This is a genomic window from Bradyrhizobium lablabi, from assembly GCF_900141755.1.
Lineage (GTDB): Bacteria > Pseudomonadota > Alphaproteobacteria > Rhizobiales > Xanthobacteraceae > Bradyrhizobium > Bradyrhizobium lablabi_A.
Window position 1 is genome coordinate 466,557 of record NZ_LT670844.1, and the last position, 15,753, is coordinate 482,309.

Annotated in this window: 21 protein-coding genes; 8 read left to right on the forward strand and 13 right to left on the reverse strand. The window is 62.7% G+C overall.

Annotated elements, in window-relative coordinates; genetic code table 11:
* Positions 1-486 precede the first annotated feature (486 nt).
* Both B5526_RS02220 and B5526_RS02230 read right to left on the reverse strand, forming a co-directional pair.
* Positions 487-1,152 (reverse strand): DUF429 domain-containing protein, encoded by a 666-nt coding sequence (locus tag B5526_RS02220; protein ID WP_079536519.1) that lies wholly within the window; start codon positions 1,150-1,152, stop codon positions 487-489.
* Between the two features lie 329 nt (positions 1,153-1,481).
* Positions 1,482-1,925, reverse strand: a complete 444-nt coding sequence (locus B5526_RS02230) for an SRPBCC family protein (protein ID WP_079544630.1) — start codon at positions 1,923-1,925, stop codon at positions 1,482-1,484.
* Between the two features lie 97 nt (positions 1,926-2,022).
* Between B5526_RS02230 and B5526_RS02235 the strand changes: the two genes are divergently transcribed.
* Positions 2,023-3,111: an adenylate/guanylate cyclase domain-containing protein gene (locus B5526_RS02235; RefSeq protein WP_079544631.1), complete on the forward strand. Its 1,089-nt coding sequence runs from the start codon at positions 2,023-2,025 to the stop codon at positions 3,109-3,111.
* On the opposite strand, the gene B5526_RS02240 is transcribed toward B5526_RS02235, so the two are convergent.
* The 3 genes from B5526_RS02240 to B5526_RS02250 are packed head-to-tail and all read right to left on the reverse strand — an operon-like array spanning position 3,095 to position 5,015.
* Positions 3,095-3,877 (reverse strand): DUF899 domain-containing protein, encoded by a 783-nt coding sequence (locus B5526_RS02240; protein ID WP_079536523.1) that lies wholly within the window; start codon positions 3,875-3,877, stop codon positions 3,095-3,097. The genes B5526_RS02235 and B5526_RS02240 overlap by 17 nt on opposite strands.
* Before the next feature lie 53 nt (positions 3,878-3,930).
* Entirely contained in the window at positions 3,931-4,224 is a 294-nt protein-coding gene (locus tag B5526_RS02245; protein WP_079536525.1) for a hypothetical protein, read from the reverse strand.
* The gene (locus B5526_RS02250; protein ID WP_079536526.1) at positions 4,221-5,015 is read right to left on the reverse strand and encodes a DUF899 domain-containing protein; all 795 of its coding nucleotides are present in this window, start codon (positions 5,013-5,015) and stop codon (positions 4,221-4,223) included. Before B5526_RS02250 ends, B5526_RS02245 begins: the two co-directional genes overlap by 4 nt.
* A 174-nt stretch (positions 5,016-5,189) precedes the next feature.
* Between B5526_RS02250 and B5526_RS02255 the strand changes: the two genes are divergently transcribed.
* The 4 genes from B5526_RS02255 to B5526_RS37315 all read left to right on the forward strand — a co-directional run bounded on the left by B5526_RS02255 (position 5,190) and on the right by B5526_RS37315 (position 7,767).
* Positions 5,190-5,486 carry a hypothetical protein gene (locus B5526_RS02255; RefSeq protein WP_079536528.1) on the forward strand — a complete coding sequence of 99 codons (297 nt, stop codon included), beginning with the start codon at positions 5,190-5,192 and terminating at the stop codon, positions 5,484-5,486.
* 106 nt (positions 5,487-5,592) lie between these two features.
* Positions 5,593-6,813 carry a helix-turn-helix domain-containing protein gene (locus tag B5526_RS02260; RefSeq protein WP_079536530.1) on the forward strand — a complete coding sequence of 407 codons (1,221 nt, stop codon included), beginning with the start codon at positions 5,593-5,595 and terminating at the stop codon, positions 6,811-6,813.
* Positions 6,814-6,856: 43 nt separating this feature from the next.
* Positions 6,857-7,489 (forward strand): Vgb family protein, encoded by a 633-nt coding sequence (locus B5526_RS02265; protein WP_079536531.1) that lies wholly within the window; start codon positions 6,857-6,859, stop codon positions 7,487-7,489.
* A gap of 110 nt (positions 7,490-7,599) precedes the next feature.
* On the forward strand, positions 7,600-7,767 hold the full coding sequence (locus tag B5526_RS37315) for a hypothetical protein (protein ID WP_154071088.1): 168 nt from the start codon (positions 7,600-7,602) through the stop codon (positions 7,765-7,767).
* A gap of 182 nt (positions 7,768-7,949) precedes the next feature.
* Here the strand turns inward: B5526_RS37315 and B5526_RS02270 are convergent, their stop codons facing one another.
* Positions 7,950-8,867 (reverse strand): hypothetical protein, encoded by a 918-nt coding sequence (locus B5526_RS02270; protein WP_154071089.1) that lies wholly within the window; start codon positions 8,865-8,867, stop codon positions 7,950-7,952.
* A gap of 644 nt (positions 8,868-9,511) precedes the next feature.
* Entirely contained in the window at positions 9,512-9,796 is a 285-nt protein-coding gene (locus B5526_RS02275; RefSeq protein ID WP_079536534.1) for a transposase, read from the reverse strand.
* Positions 9,797-10,010: 214 nt separating this feature from the next.
* Between B5526_RS02275 and B5526_RS02285 the strand changes: the two genes are divergently transcribed.
* Together B5526_RS02285 and B5526_RS38340 are read left to right on the forward strand one after the other, a co-directional pair.
* Positions 10,011-10,340, forward strand: coding sequence for a hypothetical protein (locus B5526_RS02285; RefSeq protein ID WP_154071090.1), 330 nt, complete (start codon positions 10,011-10,013; stop codon positions 10,338-10,340).
* Positions 10,341-10,733: 393 nt separating this feature from the next.
* Positions 10,734-10,886: a hypothetical protein gene (locus tag B5526_RS38340; RefSeq protein WP_172841950.1), complete on the forward strand. Its 153-nt coding sequence runs from the start codon at positions 10,734-10,736 to the stop codon at positions 10,884-10,886.
* Between the two features lie 78 nt (positions 10,887-10,964).
* Here B5526_RS38340 and B5526_RS02295 read toward each other — a convergent pair whose 3' ends face one another.
* From B5526_RS02295 to B5526_RS02315, 6 genes are all read right to left on the reverse strand, one after another.
* Positions 10,965-11,894 (reverse strand): sigma-70 family RNA polymerase sigma factor, encoded by a 930-nt coding sequence (locus B5526_RS02295; protein ID WP_079536541.1) that lies wholly within the window; start codon positions 11,892-11,894, stop codon positions 10,965-10,967.
* On the reverse strand, positions 11,891-12,649 hold the full coding sequence (locus tag B5526_RS02300; protein ID WP_079536543.1) for an SDR family oxidoreductase: 759 nt from the start codon (positions 12,647-12,649) through the stop codon (positions 11,891-11,893). Before B5526_RS02300 ends, B5526_RS02295 begins: the two co-directional genes overlap by 4 nt.
* Before the next feature lie 134 nt (positions 12,650-12,783).
* The gene (locus tag B5526_RS02305; RefSeq protein WP_079536544.1) at positions 12,784-13,554 is read right to left on the reverse strand and encodes an SDR family NAD(P)-dependent oxidoreductase; all 771 of its coding nucleotides are present in this window, start codon (positions 13,552-13,554) and stop codon (positions 12,784-12,786) included.
* Positions 13,551-13,703: a hypothetical protein gene (locus tag B5526_RS37320; RefSeq protein WP_154071091.1), complete on the reverse strand. Its 153-nt coding sequence runs from the start codon at positions 13,701-13,703 to the stop codon at positions 13,551-13,553. Before B5526_RS37320 ends, B5526_RS02305 begins: the two co-directional genes overlap by 4 nt.
* Before the next feature lie 206 nt (positions 13,704-13,909).
* Complete coding sequence (locus B5526_RS02310) at positions 13,910-14,419, reverse strand: hypothetical protein (protein WP_079536546.1); 510 nt, start codon at positions 14,417-14,419, stop codon at positions 13,910-13,912.
* Positions 14,420-14,544: 125 nt separating this feature from the next.
* Positions 14,545-15,363, reverse strand: a complete 819-nt coding sequence (locus B5526_RS02315) for a class I SAM-dependent methyltransferase (protein ID WP_079536548.1) — start codon at positions 15,361-15,363, stop codon at positions 14,545-14,547.
* Positions 15,364-15,426: 63 nt separating this feature from the next.
* Between B5526_RS02315 and B5526_RS38610 the strand changes: the two genes are divergently transcribed.
* Positions 15,427-15,711, forward strand: coding sequence for a hypothetical protein (locus tag B5526_RS38610; protein ID WP_079536549.1), 285 nt, complete (start codon positions 15,427-15,429; stop codon positions 15,709-15,711).
* Positions 15,712-15,753: the final 42 nt, after the last annotated feature.

The window sequence follows — 15,753 nt, forward strand, 5'->3', positions numbered from 1 at the left end:
CACGTGGGTAGGCACCACAGGTTCACCGGTCCAGTCCGGCTTTCCCTGCGCAATGGTTTTAACGGCTGCTTCGTGCTCTCCCCGGTGACCGGGCTCTTTTGCCACCGTCGCCTTGCGGATTGGCGGCGAGCCCGGCCCGGTTGGGCCGCGACTTGCCTCCGCAAAACTTGACGCCAGCGTCGGGGCGTCAGGACCACACGACTTCACCGTCCGCAACAACATCGTTCGTCTGCGCGCCGGATCACCGCTCACAAGTCCGAAGGACAAGCCCTGCGATTTCCATTGGCGCGCTGACGCTGCCGCGTCCACCGCATCCCGCCCCACGTCCGTGACGATCGCGAGCCGCCCCTCTTGCGGGCGAGACGGGCGGATTCTTAGAGGTGATTTGCCCGACGGGTTAAGCGGAATATTTTTTCAATCGGGGCTGGACAGGAATTTGCTGATTTGCCCGTCGGGCAGTTTGCGCATAACAGCCCATCGCTGGCGTTAGTAATTGATCTCCATCCGCAATCCCCGCGGATCGACTTCAGCGCCGCCGAGACGTGCAGTGCTGTCGCGAGCCGCAACCGCGCAGGCACAGGCGTCGATCAGATCGTCGCGTCCGATCCCCGTGCCGTAGCGTTGCGCCAGCCATTTTGAGAGTCTGACAAAACCCTGGTCGGCGAGGAGCTTGATGCGTTGATCGCGGCCACGCTCCAACTTCTTTCCGTGCAGGCGAAGCTGATTGCCAAGCTTCCGGAAGATCAACTCCGGATGTGCCTCGCAGATGGTCGCCTGACGATCCGGCGTGATAAAATCGTCGACTTCCTTGATCTTGTCTCTGATATTCCAGAGCTGGCAGGAAACGCCCATTCCCCGGCCTTCATGCTCCCAGTAATATCGGTTGGCAGAAGCTTGGTCTGCAAACTCCCAGAGGTTTCGGCGAGCACCGAGGAAGACGGAGGCGCCGACCATTTCGCGGGCGCTGATGTCGCAGCTTCGGTGGCCGGACATCTTCAGGCCGATCGGCATGTCGATCATCGCCCGCCGGTACGGCGTCGCGAGAAGCCTGCTCAAGTCGGATGAATAATCGAAGCCGTGGTTGCCTTGATCATCGATCCAGGCCGCGACCCAGCCACCGCGAAATCCGTCAAGCCCGAGATAGTGTGCCACTCTCTTACTCACACGCGAATTGTTCCAGCGTCGAACGATCGACGAGATACACCGGCACGTTAGCGGCTTGATTTCCGCGAAGGTGATTTGTTACGACCGGGTAAATCCTCCGTCGTCAAGGGCGCCGCCATGAGCAGACGACCGAAAGTCGGAACAGCCGATAGCCGCTCCCACTCCTCGTAGCTCACCACCACCGCCTGAAGAAGCCAAGCGCATAGGGAACCTCCATGAAACCCACGGCGAGCAACTCCGCCCACGCCATCCTGATGCGGGAGTACGGAGTTATGGTGACAGTGCGGTCACCGTCATGCTGAGTGGTGGCGGAGATTCTAAAGACCGCGATCGATGCCGGGATCTTGGCCCGCCGCCGCGATCGCCAGCCGGCCTAAATAATGCGCCCAACCCTTGGCGTGGCTGGCGCACTCCGTCTCGTTCGGAAGGCCGCTATGGGTCATGCGCAGAAACGTGCCGCCGTCGCGGTCGACAAGATCGATCTCGACCAGGCTCGATCCCGGCGGCACCTCTTCGCGCCCCTCCCAACCAAAACTGTAGGCGAGGCGGTGGATCGGCACCACCTCCCGGAACGCCCCGCGCGCCGTGCTGGCACGGGCGCCGACGCCTTTGAGGAGATAGAGCCCGCCCGGATGCGCCTCCATATCAGCCTCGGTGCCCATCCAGCTCACGATATTTTCCGGATCGGTCAGGAAGGCGAAAACCGTGGCAGGCGGGGCTGCGATCTGGATCTCGCGTCGGACCACGAGCGGTTCAGTCATCGATGCCTCCTTGGCTGAGAGCGCGCGGATGGCGCGAAAGCCCCTTGTCACAGGATAGCTCGTGACAAGGATGGTGCGTCAACATCATAATCAAGCCATGCAGCTTTCCTCGACGCTCACCTGGCTCGTCGATGCCGCCGGCGAAACGCCGGGCGCCGACCGGCTGCTGGCGGAACTCGGCGCGCATCTTCTTGAGGATGGTCTGCCGCTCGCAGGCGGCGCCTTGACGCTTGCAGTTCCGCACCCGCTGATCGCCCGGCGCACGTTTCTGTGGCGCGCCGAAGGCGGCGAGGTCATCGAGGCGCTGGGATTTGCGCCAGCAGGACTCGGAGCGCGCGAGCAAAATCCCTCGAACGACGCCGGTCGGCGCTGGCTCGCCGGAATAGCTGACGGACTCGTGCGCGAGGACATTGTCGGGCCACGGCCGGACGGGCCGTTGCTCAGTTGGATCGGGCCGCGCCCGTTCACGCGTGAGGAGACCGATGAACTGCGACAGGCGGCGCGCTTCGCCGCGGCACCGCTTGCGGTTCTCGCCGCGCGCGCCACCTTGACGGCGACGCTCGAAGCCTATCTCGGCCGGCGCAGCGCGGCGCGGGTGCTGGCGGCTCCCTTGCGACGCGATGTCGGCGAGACCATCCAGGCGGCGCTGCTCTATGCTGATTTGCGCGGCTTCACGGCGCTGTCTGAAAACCATCCTCCCGCGGTGGTGATCTCGGCGCTCGGCGCCTGGTTCGATCGTATCGCAGGCTCCGTGCACGCCTTCGGCGGCGAAGTGCTGAAATTTATCGGCGACGGCGTGCTGGCGATCTTCCCGGTCGTCGGAGAGGCGCCGCGCGGCGCTTGTGATAACGCGCTGCGTGCGGTGTCCGCCGCGCGTGTCGGGATGACGCATCTGGATCAGGAGCGACATCGGCAAGGACTGCCTCCTCTGCCCTTCGGCGCCGCGCTGCATCTCGGCGAGATGCTGTGGGGCAATATCGGCGCCGCCGATCGCCTGGATTTCACCGCGATCGGCCCCGCGGTCAATCTGGTCAGCCGGCTGGAGGGATTATGCCGGCCGCTTGGGAAGACCGTGCTCGTGTCAGGCGCCCTCGCCGCCGAGACGCAAACGCCGCTGATCGCACTCGGCACGCATGAACTGCGCGGCATCGCGTCTCCGTGCGCAGTCTTCACCTTGCCCGATTGACCTGAGCGTACTCGTCGTGGCGGCGCCACCAGATTCCCCCCTCGTTGCGCCCCTTGGGCGCGCGGTCGAGCCACTGGTACATGCCCCACAGGCCGTCCAGTCCGCGCGCATACGTGGAATAGGCGTGGTAGACGACGCCGTCCTCGTGCACGAAGGCGCTCATGCCGGGCCGCTCGCGCCTGTACGTGGCAACGTCGGTTCCGCACGTGGCCGCGAATTGGACAACGGGCTCCGGGACCGCTTCCGGCTTCGCGTCCAGCACATGGCCGCCGCGTTCGTAATTATATTCGACACCTCCCTCGCGCTGTTGCTCCTTGGTGACCGAGACGTTGAAGTCGAAGTTGAAGTCGCCGCCGAGCGAGGACGCCCAGGGAAACGTCCAACCCATGCGCCGCTTATACTCCTGCAGCTTCGCAAGCGGCGCCTGCGACACCGCCGACAGCGTGACGTCGTGGTTCGCCAGATGGACGGCGAAGCCGTCGAACCCGTCGGCGATCGCCGAGCAGGACGGGCATCCCGCCTTGTAGTCGGGCCCGAACATGAAGTGGTAGACGAGGAGTTGCGAGCGTCCTCTGAAGAGGTCTTTGAGCGAGGCGCTCCCTTCATCGCTCTCGAAGCGATACTCCTTGTCGAGGCGGACCCACGGCAACGCCTGCCGTCGCCGCGCCAGCTCGTCGCTGCGCCGCGTCAGCTCCTTCTCGGCTTCGAGCAGTTCGAGCCGCGCCGCCAGCCACTCTTCACGTGTCCCGGTCATGTGTGTCGTCATCGTTCTCTCTCCGTTGGGAAGGTTTGGCACTGTTCGAATAGGTGAAAGTGGGATCAAGACCGTTGGGCATCGCTTCGCCGGCTCGAGATCAGCCTAAGCCAAGGCGCTGAATGGAAGGCGCTCATCAGCATGTACATCGGGACCATGCCGCTCAGCGGAGACCCATGCCCGGCCGAGCACAGCATATCCATCGGGCCGGCGCCGAGAACACCCGTCATCAGCGCCATGATTGCGAAGGTCGGTGTAGCCGCAAGACATAGCCATTTGGCTATGCCGAGCGCGGCCGCGACGCCCTCGTCATCACGGCTCGCACCGCCGGTCGAGTTGGCGTGATAGGCCCCGGTCATGGCTTGGCGCCCGCGTCGAGGTTGCGGAAGGCGGCCTCTCCGGCGTCCGAGACCTCGACCCATTTCGGGTCGGGCGCGGCCTCGGCGGCGTAATTGTCGTGCCAGTTCCACCATTTGTAGGGCGGGCTCTGGGGGTAGCCCTGCGGCGAGTCTTCCCAAATCTCCTGGCGGCCGAGCGGTGTCGCGTCGAGGTAGCTCCAAATGGTCCCCATCGCCTCGTCGCCGCGGCTGTTGATGAGGTAGGTGCGAAACACGCGCTCGCCGTCGCGGAAGAACACATTATGGCCGTGCCACTCATCCACGCCGAAGTCGGCATCGAAGCTGTCGGTGATGGTGTACCAGGGCATCTTCCAGCCCATCCGCGCCTTCAGGCGCGCGATGTCCCCCTGCGGTGCGCGCGAGGCGTACGCGAGTGTGGTGTCGCGGACGTTCAGATGGGCGAGGTGGGCGACCTGATCGGCCCCAAGCGAGCAGCCGCGGCAGGCATGTTCGGGCCAGCCGAACACCCCGGGTTCGAAGAAGGCGCGGTAGATGATCAGTTGACGCCGGCCTTCGAACAGCTCGAGCAGGCTCGCCGTGCCCGTCGGCCCCTCGAACGCATACGCCTTCTCCACGGCCATCCACGGCATCCGCCGGCGTTCGGCGGCCAGCGCGTCATGGGCCCGCATCTGGGCCTTCTCCTTCACGAGCAGCTGCTGGCGCGCAGCCTCCCACGCTTGCGGCGAAACGATCGGCGGCGTGTGCATGGCGAGCTGTCCGACTTTCCGGTCGTTCTCAGGTGATTTAGTCATGGTCGTTGCAACCTCCGAATTGGACGAGTTCCCCGGCCTTCGGGCTGAAGTGCTGCTCCATCGCTGCCGGTCGCTCGTTGTTGGTCATGAGCTAACTTGGCACCGGGGTATCGGACGGTGGGAGTTACAAGTGTGTCGGGATTCCAATGGATTCGCAGATGAGGAGAAGGCCCTATGCCGGACAATTGGATGCGCTTCGGCGGCTACGAGTTCACTATCGACGCCGCCTCGTTCCGCTATATCACCCAGAGCCGTTCCGGACCCGGTTGGGATTTCAGCTTCCGCGGCCCGTGCGTCTCCGAGGATCCCGATCGTCTCTTCGGACAAGGCGCACGCTTGTACGCCGAGGCCGCGCCCATGCCCTTGCGCAAGATGGACGACTATACCGGGATCGAGCTGCTTCTTCCTCTGCCATACGACGAGTCTTCACGTGTCCCGGTCATGTGCTTCGTCATCGCTCTTGTCTCCTAGCTTCGGGTATCCAATAGTTCCCGACGCGACGGGTGGTTATTGATCACGCGACAAATTTGGCGCCGGAAATCGAAGCGATGGGAGTTACTAGTGTGCCGGGATTCCGATGGACTCGCTGATCACTGCCGCAGCGCAGGCCCTCGCCGCCGGTGATCCGCTCGGGGCATTGAAGCGGGTCGCGCTCCGCGACGACGCGCCTGCGCTGGCGCTTCGAGGCATCGCGATGGCGCAGCTCGGCGATCTCGTCCGCGCCAAGACTCTGTTACGAAGGGCGGCGCGCGGCTTCGGTCCGAGAGAGGCCGTGGCGCGTGCGAGGTGTGTCGTCGCCGAGGCCGAGATCGCGCTCGCCTCGCGCGACCTGGGCTGGCCCGCGAAGGCGCTCGAGGCGGCGCGGGCAACGCTCGATGCGCACGGCGACTTGGTGAACGCCGCGCATGCGCGGTATCTCGAAATCCGGCGCCTGCTCCTGATTGGGCGCCTCGACGAGGCCGAGCGTGCGCTTGCCGAGCTCGACCCCGCGCCCTTCCCGCCCGCGTCGAGAGCCGCCCACGAGCTGGTGGTAGCGGGAGTAGCGATGCGACGCCTGCGGACCGAGACGGCGCGCGCGGCGCTCGCTCGGGCCAAGCACGCCGCGCGCCTCGCTTGTATCCCCGCGCTGGCGGCGGAAGTCGAAAGCGCGTCACTCTTGCTGAACACGCCTGCGGCGCGCCTGATCGAGAGTGGCAACGAGCGCCTGCTCCTGCTCGAGGACGTCGAGGCGTTGCAGGCGTCGAAAGCTCTCGTCGTCGACGCCTGTCGTCACCTCGTGCGTGATCCACGCGCCGTGGTCTCGCTCGCAAGGCGTCCGGTGTTGTTCGCGCTCGCACGCGCGCTGGGCGAAGCGTGGCCGCAAGACGTGCCGCGGGCGACACTGGTCGCACTGGCATTCCGGGGGAAGCACGCCGATGAATCGCATCGCGCGCGGCTGCGGGTCGAAGTCGGGCGCCTTCGCACGGCGATTCGGACGCTGGCCGGCGTGAGCGCGACGAGCCGCGGGTTTGTGCTGGTGCCGCGCCGCGCCAGCGAGGTCGTGGTGCTGGCGCGGCCCGTCGAAGAGCAACATGCGGCGGTGCTCGCCTTCCTCGCCGACGGCGAATCGTGGTCGAGCTCGGCGCTCGCGCTTGCGCTTGGAGCCAGCCAGCGCACCGTGCAGCGCGCACTCGACCAGCTTGCGGCAACCGCCAAGGTGCAGTCGTTTGGTCTCGGGCGAGCTCGTCGCTGGATGACCCCGCCGGTCGGAGGATTCACGACGACCTTGTTACTCCCGGCTCCGCTACCGAGTGGCTAGGATGCAAGCCCGCCTAGCGATGACGAGCAATGAGGAGTGAAGCATGAAAAGATCAGCGGCCGAAATTATCAGGGAGTATGGACCCTTTCCGGGTTCCGAGCGCGTCAATGGGGTCACCTATGACGGTCATCACGTCTGGCTTGCGTCCGGCGACAGGCTGAACGCGCTCGATCCGGAAAGCGGCAAGACGGTGCGCTCGATCGATGTCGCCGCGCATGCCGGAACGGCCTTCGACGGCCAGCATTTGTATCAGATCGCCGAGAATCGCATCCAGAAGATCGATCCGAAGACCGGCCGTGTGCTCGCCACGATCCCGGCGCCCGGCGGCGGCGGTGACTCCGGCCTCGCCTGGGCCGAAGGGACGCTCTGGGTGGGGCAGCATCGGGACCGCAAGATCCATCAAATCGATCCGCAGACAGGAGCGATCCTTCGCACCATCGAGTCCAACCGCTTCGTTACCGGGGTCACCTGGGTCGACGGCGAGCTCTGGCACGGCACCTGGGAAGGTGAAGAGAGCGAAGTGAGGCGATTGGATCCTCAGACGGGAGAGGTCCTGGAGAAAATAGAGATGCCGCCTGGCGTGGGCGTGTCGGGGCTCGAGTCCGATGGCGGCGACCGGTTCTTCTGCGGAGGCGGAAGCAGCGGAAAGGTACGAGCCGTCCGCCGGCCCAAGTGAGGGGAATTATCCCTTTAACATAGTATCGCCTACCCGTGGTTTTGATTGCGCGGCGGGGGATTGCGGGCTTCCGGTCGTGTTATACTTGTGCGGGAATCAAGGAGGCGCGAATGTCAGAATTTTCGGAAGAGCATCACAAGGTGGCGCAGGAAACCCTTTTCGCCATGATGGGGCGAGTATTGACCTTCAGCCGCAATGGTCGTGACAGGACGCCAGAAGCAATTGAAGAGCAAACGGAGCGAGTAGCCCGCAGTTGGTGGTGGAAGGGCAAAACTTGACGCCGAAGCGTTCGCAAAAAACAGAGGCCCGAGCCTGATATCGAGCTAAGACCGGACGGCTGGGAGCGGTTTGAACGCGCCGTGGGCGCGGCGGTCAAAAGTGGACCGAAGCATAGGCCCGCTTCGAAACCGACGACGCGCAAGCCAATAAAAAAGCCCAGCAAGTGAGCCGGGCTTTTTGCTTAGTCGTCTTGCTTAGGCGCGCTAAGATCGTCTGCATTACGTTCTTCGGCTGGGTAAATCATTTCCAGATTTGCTTCGAACGTCAGCAGCCACTTTTTCCGCTTTTCTATCGACCAACTTTCGCCCGGTGGGGGAAGCCGATCGAGTAAACCCACGATCAAAGGATCAAGAGAAGGCCCTCCACCACCGGCAAAAGAGGCTGGCCTTTTGATGGGGGAGACCACGGTGGCAGCACTAGTGCCCGGTCCTCCCAGCATAGGTTCAATCAGCCTATCTGGATCAAGAGTTGAAAACCCCGCCTGTCGCGCGGATTTGTCAAAGGCGAGCCGGGCGTTTGTCTTTTGCTTTTGAGTGACGCCCATCTGTACAAACGTCTGCTCCAGTCCATGAGGTCGCGGGGGCAGCTGCTTGCCTTTGAAGTCCTCATAGATTTTTCGATATAGTTCGACGCTGAGAAAAGCTTGCACCCTCGCGGGTTTCGCGCGCAACTCATTCTTGTCAACAATAGAGAACCCAAGGTCAGTTAGCTTGAATTTCCCGTCAACATAATCGACCAATCCAAATTGCCGAGCGGCACTTAGTTTCATAATGAACGCACCGCTGAGCGGAGATTGGCTTAATGCGCCAGCGAGTTGATCCCGCGTGCGTGCGCCCCCTCCGTTTTCAACGAAAGCACGGGCAACAGTGATTGCCGTATCCAAATCCATGTACGGAAATGCAATCGACGATTGCTCTTTTGGGCGCTTGGCCGGTTTTTTCACGAGTTTTGCCATTGATGCTTTTGCTGTTGGCAATTTGATGGGCTTAGGCTTCGATAGCGGTGGTGCGGGAGGCAATACTGTGGGATCGGGCAAATCAAATGCACCAGAGCCTGATGTCCATGCGTCCGCTCCGGGCTTTTTCAATACAATAGTCATGGTTAATCTCCCATTCCGTTGGAGAGGCGGTGCGGGGTGTTACCCGCACCGTTTTGCAATGTTGTCACCGCCTAAAGCCGCATCACGCTAGCTTTTCAACGGTACCCTTGAGGCCTGTCGTCGATTAGAGACGGCGAAAAAAGGCAGGCTTCTTAACGGGAAAGTGCTTGATAAAGACGTCTTTCGGACGCCTCCACCGTTGCACGTTCGACATTACGCACCTCGTGTTAGAGGGCGTCCTCTTGAATGGAGAGCGGGCTTGTGCTACGTTTCACGCGGTACGCGCGCGACGGCATTCTCTAGCCTCGTGACCATACCTAGTGTTGAGAGGACAACGACTCTGCACTAGGACCTTAACTGGCGTCTGAAGTGGTGGAACACTTTTCGACGTTAAGTTGCTGGTTCCCGTCTATCTAGACCGAAACGCTCTCCCGTGTCAACGCGGGGGAGCGTTTTTCGCATAGGGCTGTGGAAGGCCGTCATCTACACTATCAGATAGTCCTATCCCCCCACCCTAGATACCACTCTTGCGGCGCCGCCTACGGTTCTTCAGAATCCAGTTAGACTTGTAAGAAGTGCCTGCGGCAGTGAGGTTATTTATAAGTCAGCCGCTTGCCGACGATGCCAGAAATTGATTTGGACATTCACTCCGCATCCCCCACCCCCAGAGCCATGCGCTCATTATACCGAAAATCGAATTCTTCGAGGTAGCGCTTCAAGTGCTTCTGACTGACGTGGTGATAGGTGCCGTTGATTCCCCGTTTCATTATCGAGAAGAAGCCTTCAATCGTATTCGTGTACACGTCGCCGCGCACGTGTTCACCGATGCTGTGATTGACGGATTCGTGCTTCTCATAAAGGCGACCAAAGGCCCTTCGAGGTTGCGCCTTCGTCCGTGTAAACAACGGTCGGGCCGTGAAGTTGGGCATCTAAAATTGGGGCCAAGTTGGCAGCGTTAACCTTTGGAACGTGGTGAGAGCGAACCCGCCCATTGCGCTCAACCAGCGAATAGACGGCCTCTTTGTCGACGCCGCCCGTTCCCTTGTGCTTGCGCTTGCTGGGATGAACCGCAAAATTCGCTGGACTCAGATACAACCCCAGGTAAATAATGCCTTTTAAATCGCAATGAATGGGGGTTGTTCGGTGAAGACATTTTTATTTGCCCTTTCCATCACTCTGACGTTGATTTCGAACTCCGAAGCTCGCGATGACACGAGCGTGCAATCGAACATCAAGTGGTGCTTGATCGACGGAGCGGGAGAGATCCAGGGCAGGAACACAATGCGCATCGCGATTAATGACGGAGACCTTGGCAGAGCCGAATTTGATTTCCGTCGCGGATTTGGAGCTTGCGTCGGCTACGATGGAACAAAGACCAGAAACTACGCTGAATGGGAGGCCGCTGACTCCGCTGGTCCGCTGAAGTACGGACGTTCGCTTTACGGCAAGTATCTCCGTACTCACAGACGTTAGGCAGCGTAGCGCGACCGCAAGTTGCGAGCCCGTTCGCGGCCCAACGTGCGGGCCAGGAAATCTGGGCCGCAGTACTTCACGACTGTCTTGACCGCGACAACCGGGACGTACGTTTTCTGTGAGGCGGCATAAGCGAGCGCAGGCAAGATGATATCAGGCAACGAGTCGACGAGCACGAGAGCTTTAAGACTATCGTTGCACTCGCGCAGCTTCATCAATGCCGGAATGAGAATGTCTAGTGGCGCTTCGCTGTGCGCAAGGTCATGCGCTTGGCCTCCGCCCGGTCACCGGGGCTCGCCTCTCGACAAAGTGACTATATGATCATGGTCATTCCATTGATCGGTGCCACGCGGCTACTAGCTGAATAGTAATGGCCGTTAAAGGAGAAATCCGATGACCAAGCAAACCGAAGCGTTCACCAAATATCATCGCTATCAACTCGTGCACGGCGACGATGCCGACTTCATCTCCTATCAGCGGCATCTCGGTGACGGCGTCTGGCAGACGTTTTCAACGTGGATGATTCCGCGCACGGACTGCCACTAAACCCATCTGATCGCCGCGAAGCCGTCCAAACGGTCAGGGGTGCCGCCTCCAAACTCTCGCGCCGTGGAGAGCGCCCCCTCACTCCCCCTCGCCTGCCGGCTTCGCGTCCGGCGCCAGCACCAGCTCGGCATCGGCGGCGACGTAGCGGACATAGCGGTAGTCGCGGATAAAACTGATCCGGCCGTCGTGCCACTCGAGCCACATGATGTAGCTCGGCTTCTGATCGGCGCGGTCTTCGAACACCGCGATCACTTCCCTTCCCTCGAGCCAGGCCGGCGCCAGCCAGACGCCATCGATCTTGGCATAGATCGAGAAGAACATGCCGACGTCAGCGGCGCCGACGCGAAGCGGATGCGTGGCCTGATTGAGTTTGACGTCGTGGGCGAGCATCGCCCGCAGGCCATCCCAGTCGCGCTGATTGAACAGCGCGACATAGCGCGCCACCGCAGCGGACGCCGGGCGCGGCTCGGCAAGCGTGGCGGCTTGCGCGTTGATCTCGCGAAGACGCGCGCGACCCCGCGCCAGATGGCCCTTCACGGCGTCGACGGTGAGGTTAAGGAGTGCGGCGATCTCTGAGAGCTGCTCGTCGAGCACGTCCTTCAGGATGACGACGCTGCGCTGGGTGGTGGGAAGCTCGGCAAAGCGCGACACCGCGGTCTTCACCGCTTCCTGGCGCATCAGCATTTCCACGGGATCAGGGCTCGCCTCGTCGGCGACATCGGCGGCGGCGTCGATCGGCTCCGTCAGGCGCACCGTCCGGCCGCGCAGCAGGTCGAGCGCGCGGTTGTGCGCGATCCGGAACAGCCAGGGTCGAAGCGGCGGCATCTCCTCCAACTCCTCCAACGCCACGAGGGCCCGGGCGAGCGTGTCCTGCACGACATCCTCGCCGTCGATGACCGATCCCATGAGACGCGCGCTATAGCGATGCAGCTCGGGCCGCAGCTCGCCGGCCAGAGCGAGCAGCTCCGCCCGGCGGTCGTCGTTTCGTGGGGGTCGTCCTGCGCTCAAGCCGCCGCTCCCTCAAGCATTGTTATTCCGGTGTCGCCCTTGAGCCCGAAGGCGAGGCCCTCGGCATATTTCGGGTCGTCGAGCACGGAAACAACCTTCTCGCCGAAGTCGCGAGGCGGCATCGGCGCGCCGAAGCGGGCCAGGTACGCTTCGAGCGTGAGGCCCAGGTGCCCCGCATAGGCGGTAGACGCCGCGTCGCCGACCCCGGTTCCACCCACCATCTGCCGCGGCACGATCGCCTGGAAATTGATCCCCAGGTCCCTCTGCTGCGAGACGCTATTGGCGTACTGGGCCATGAACCAGAGCATGCGTTTGGCGCCGCCATAGCCGCCCGACATCGGCGATCCGTTGACGGCCGCGCCGCTTGACACCACCAGGACGCGGCTTCCGGGCTTGAGCGGCACGTTGAGTGCGGCCTGCAGCCAATAGAGCCCACCCCTGACGTCGGTCTCCCAGGTCGCGGTGAAATCCGCCCAGCTGATTTGGTCCAACCGGCCCATAAGCGGCGTCGCGCCGGCGTTCAGCGCCAGGATGTCCGGTCGAACCTGGCTAAGGATGCGGTGGGCAGCGGCCTCGTCCGTCACGTCGGCGGTGACGGTGGCGACGCCCAGCCGCGCGCCGACTGCCTGGAGCGCGTCCGCGCCGCGGGCGACGACCGTCACTTTTGCGCCGTGCGCGACCAACGCCTCGACCAGTCCCAGGCCAAGGCCACGGCTTCCGCCGGTGACGACGACATTTTTGTCTTTGAGGCTCATCGGTTTGCTCCGGTGTCTGATGTCTAGAGCGGGATGACTTTTCTTCGAATCGTCATCCCGCTCTATCTTTTTGTTTGAGCATGATCTTTTCGGAAAACCGGTACCCACTTTTCCGGATCATGCTCTAGGTACGCTTAAGACGATCGAGGCCCGGAAAAGGAGTCAACCAGCGCCGCATATTGGCGCTCCAGCGCCTTGGCCGCGCCGCCGCGCCAGCTCTCCGCCATGGTCGCCGACATTTGATCCGGAAAGATGTCCTCCTCCCCCTTCTCCACCCCGTCGAAGATCGCTCGCGCGACCGAGGCCGGTGAGGCCTTCGGAATGTCGAGGCCGCGAGACATATCAGTGTCCACCGGGCCGGTCAGCACGGCATGAACGCGCACGCCGCGAGGGGCCAAAAGCGCCCGCAGCGATTGCGACAGCGAGAACGCGGCCGCCTTCGAGATCGAGTAGGCCGGAATCACCGGCAAGGCGGCAAGGGCCGCGACCGACAGAATGTTGACAATGGCTCCCTTTGAACGAGCAAGCAACGGCAGGAAAGCCTGGGTCACACCATGCGTGCCAAAAAGATTGACCGCGAGCTGCTGTTCGAGCGCGGCGCGATCGCTCAAATCATCATAAAGCGCCAAGCCGGCGTTGTTGATGAGGATATCGAGAGAGGAGACCTTCTCGACGGCCGCCTTGATCTGCGCCGCGTCGGTCACGTCAAGGGTCAGCGGCGTGACGCGCTTATCCGGATGCACCAAGGGCTGGCGCGTCCCGGCATACACCCGCTTCGCACCTCTGCTTAAGGCTTCCTCGACCAGCGCCTGTCCGATACCGCGGTTGGCGCCGGTGACCAGAACTGAACTGTCTGCGAGGCCGAGGCCACGGCTTCCGTCGGTGACGACATTCTCTTTGCTCATCGGTTCTGCTCCACTGTCCAGGGCGTGATGATTTTGAGTTGAATCGTCGCCTGCGCAAGTTCGATCACCTCGCCCCGCTTGCGGGGAGAGGTCGGATCGCGCAGCGATCCGGGTGAGGGGGATTCTCCGCATACGTTGTGCTTCAGCATTCGCGGAAACAGCCCCTCACCCCAACCCTCTCCCCGCAAGAGCGGGGCGAGGGAGAAGTCACCGCTGTGCCTCAACCTAAAGTCATCACGCTCTAGGTGAAGCTAGAACGATCGGGGCATGGAAAAGGAGTCACGCGGCCGCGACGGCGCGCGGTTGTTGAAAGCCGCCGCGCCTCCTGTTTGCGGCTCGCGATGGCCGAGATGCCTTATGCCGGGTGCCGGCTTTCCTGTTTTGCGGATTCATTTTGATGTTGCAGAAGAATCCGGAAAACGAGCCCGTGCGTGATCAGCAGTAACGGCACAACGAAAGTCGGAATGAAATAGGTGGCTCCCAATTGCCCCGCCAAGAGCCCGGCGTGATTGGCCTGGTAGAAAGCGTTCAGGAGATCGGCTGAACCCCAGAGATTGAAGATCCATGCGGTGACAACGCCAGCCCCACGTGGCAGCGATAGCAGCGAAAGCAACGCGAGTGTCGCCGCAATGATGTCCCCATAGGCCGCGGACTGCGCAAAGGCAGGCGGCAGATCGGGCGACACGACCCCTGGGACCAAGAACGCCAACCCCATGAAGCGGAAGCTGTGCAGGACGAGCACAGGCCGCAACGCTTCGGCCCGTTGCCGGAGGCGGAGTTCTGGCCAGATGTAGCGAGCGGTGACGATCCCCCACGCGATGAAGCTGAAGGCGATGCTCACGAAGAAGCAGAGTTGCGGCGACATGAGGGTCTCCTTAGTTAGAATTCCAGCCATTGACCGCGCCTAACAACGAAGCGAGCACCTTGCGCGGTTCCGCCATCAATGCGCTTCGCTCCTCACGGCCCTAGAAGACCGGGCGGCGATAGGCTTCAGTCGCGGGTCAGGACCGCGGAGAGCACGCCCAGGCGGTTCTCACGGATGTTGCGGGCGAGATTGCCGGTGATGGCCGGGAAGTCCGGACCCATGACCACCCCGAGGTTCGGTCCGCTCTGCGGTGGGGCGCCCATGGCTGCCTTGAACCAGTCGAGCGCGGTCTGGGTGTCGTCGCGCCAGAGGACCGCCTTGAACCCCGCCTGCTCAATCGCCGCGCGGGTGTCGGCCTCGCTGAACAAGAAGCTCGTCGAGGCGTCGCGCGCCCAAGGGGCCGGATAGACGACGTCGCCGTCGCGCAGCACCAGGTCGTACGTAGCGAACCGCCCGCCCGGCGCCAGGATCCGTCGGACCTCGGCATAGAGCGCGGCGCGGTCCTCGATATTCATCGCCACGTGCTGCAGGAACACGGTATCGAACGCGCCGTCCTCGAAGGTGAGATGCAGGGCGTCCCCGACCTGGAACGTCACCCGCTGAGACAACCCACAGCGCGCTGTCAGATAGGCGGCGGCGTCGATGAAGCCGGGGCTGAGATCGACCCCGCTCACTTGGCAGCCGAACGTCGTGGCGAGATAGCGCGCCGGTCCGCCGATGCCGCAGCCCAGGTCGAGCACGCGGGTCGCGGGCTCCAGGCCGGCGGCGCCGGCCAGTTCGGTCGTGGCGAGGATGCCGCGTGTGTGGAACTGATCCAGCGGCGCGAGCTGGGTGACGGTCAGCGGCTGATCTTCGGGCGTGACGGCCGCAAGCGCCGCCTTGATGCGGTCGGTGAGGCCCGTGGGGCTATAGTGCCGGCGCACCATGCTGGTCGTGTCGTTCATGGGAGTTCTCCAGTAGGGATAGTACCGCGTCTTGGTACCAATAGGTACCACCTCGCCGTAGATATGGTACTATCCGGTACCAGTGTCAAGGGAGAGGATGATGGCTACGGCATCGACGTCAAAACGGCGCAAGGCGGCGACGAAACCGCGGTGCGCGGGCGCATGCTTGAAGCGGCCTTCGCGGCGTTCATGACGAGTGGCCACGCGGCGACGAGCACGCTTGAGATCGCCCACGCACGCGCGCGTTTCGAAGCGAGAGCTTTATGCGCTGGTTGGCAACAAGCAGGAAGCGTGGATTTCATCGAGGTACTTTCCGTTCAGCAAAAGTCCCATGCGGGACTAATCTGACATCCATGCCCGTTCCTCCCCTGCGCCGGCGCCGGTTGACGC

Coding starts and splice junctions, on each gene's coding strand:
- B5526_RS02310 (WP_079536546.1), bottom strand. CDS start 14,419: ATGTCGCCGCAACTCTGCTTCTTCGTGAGCATCGCCTTCAGCTTCATC.
- B5526_RS02265 (WP_079536531.1), top strand. CDS start 6,857: ATGAAAAGATCAGCGGCCGAAATTATCAGGGAGTATGGACCCTTTCCG.
- B5526_RS02270 (WP_154071089.1), bottom strand. CDS start 8,867: ATGACTATTGTATTGAAAAAGCCCGGAGCGGACGCATGGACATCAGGC.
- B5526_RS02305 (WP_079536544.1), bottom strand. CDS start 13,554: ATGAGCAAAGAGAATGTCGTCACCGACGGAAGCCGTGGCCTCGGCCTC.
- B5526_RS02255 (WP_079536528.1), top strand. CDS start 5,190: ATGCCGGACAATTGGATGCGCTTCGGCGGCTACGAGTTCACTATCGAC.
- B5526_RS37315 (WP_154071088.1), top strand. CDS start 7,600: ATGTCAGAATTTTCGGAAGAGCATCACAAGGTGGCGCAGGAAACCCTT.
- B5526_RS02260 (WP_079536530.1), top strand. CDS start 5,593: ATGGACTCGCTGATCACTGCCGCAGCGCAGGCCCTCGCCGCCGGTGAT.
- B5526_RS38610 (WP_079536549.1), top strand. CDS start 15,427: ATGGTACTATCCGGTACCAGTGTCAAGGGAGAGGATGATGGCTACGGC.
- B5526_RS02240 (WP_079536523.1), bottom strand. CDS start 3,877: ATGACGACACACATGACCGGGACACGTGAAGAGTGGCTGGCGGCGCGG.
- B5526_RS02230 (WP_079544630.1), bottom strand. CDS start 1,925: ATGACTGAACCGCTCGTGGTCCGACGCGAGATCCAGATCGCAGCCCCG.
- B5526_RS02250 (WP_079536526.1), bottom strand. CDS start 5,015: ATGACTAAATCACCTGAGAACGACCGGAAAGTCGGACAGCTCGCCATG.
- B5526_RS02275 (WP_079536534.1), bottom strand. CDS start 9,796: ATGCCCAACTTCACGGCCCGACCGTTGTTTACACGGACGAAGGCGCAA.
- B5526_RS38340 (WP_172841950.1), top strand. CDS start 10,734: ATGACCAAGCAAACCGAAGCGTTCACCAAATATCATCGCTATCAACTC.
- B5526_RS02245 (WP_079536525.1), bottom strand. CDS start 4,224: ATGACCGGGGCCTATCACGCCAACTCGACCGGCGGTGCGAGCCGTGAT.
- B5526_RS02235 (WP_079544631.1), top strand. CDS start 2,023: ATGCAGCTTTCCTCGACGCTCACCTGGCTCGTCGATGCCGCCGGCGAA.
- B5526_RS02300 (WP_079536543.1), bottom strand. CDS start 12,649: ATGAGCCTCAAAGACAAAAATGTCGTCGTCACCGGCGGAAGCCGTGGC.
- B5526_RS37320 (WP_154071091.1), bottom strand. CDS start 13,703: ATGCTGAAGCACAACGTATGCGGAGAATCCCCCTCACCCGGATCGCTG.
- B5526_RS02315 (WP_079536548.1), bottom strand. CDS start 15,363: ATGAACGACACGACCAGCATGGTGCGCCGGCACTATAGCCCCACGGGC.